This window comes from Vibrio sp. 704 (genome assembly GCF_033339295.1).
In genome coordinates this window covers 1-636 of the sequence record NZ_JAWOUH010000576.1, presented here as the reverse complement: position 1 = coordinate 636, position 636 = coordinate 1, and the positions used below count along the sequence as shown (strand labels likewise).

Here is a 636-nt window from a genome sequence, read left to right as displayed (position 1 = left end):
TCTCTCCTTGTCATAAATAAAAGACACAAAAAAGCACCTCTAGGAGGTGCTTTTCATTACCGAGGTTCACTCATTAGGCTGCTGGATTCAAGTGTGATTTTTTCGGGCTATCAGTACGAACTTCAGAGAAATCATGGCTGAAGTGGTCTACTTGAATAGCTTTGTAACGAAGTTGGTCAGCAGCAGTGATCTTTTCAACCTCTTGCTCTGTCAACACACCAGCTTCAAGTGCTTGCTGTAAGCGATCTTGCAGAAGACCTTTACGAGCCACTTTGCCATCTTTCGCTGCTTTCATTAGCTTACGCTCCAATGGTTTGACGTCGTACATGGCTAGGAAGGCATTTTCCATCAAACCTACGCTATCATTTTCGGATTTGCCGATGTAACACAAGTGGGTTAAACGGTCACGCTGCACGCCTGGGGTCATCATGGCTTCAGCAATGCTGACACTTAACTCATCACTTGGTTTGTCGAAGTGATTCCCTAGTGGGAATAACAAGCCTTTCAACACGCCACCAACATATTTCACTGGGAAGTTTGCGTACGCTTCGTTCAGCGATTTAGCTGCGTTGTACAAACAGTATTGGACAGCGTAATGCACGAAGTTTAAGTCGCCTTGCTGACGCCCTTCATCTT

General features: G+C 45.3%; 1 protein-coding gene. It reads right to left on the bottom strand.

Features of this window, described 5'->3' with window-relative positions; all coding sequences use genetic code 11:
* Positions 1–73 precede the first annotated feature (73 nt).
* Positions 74–636: acyl-CoA dehydrogenase domain-containing protein (locus R7R24_RS27840; protein WP_318120308.1), on the bottom strand; the 563-nt coding region annotated here is incomplete at its 5' end.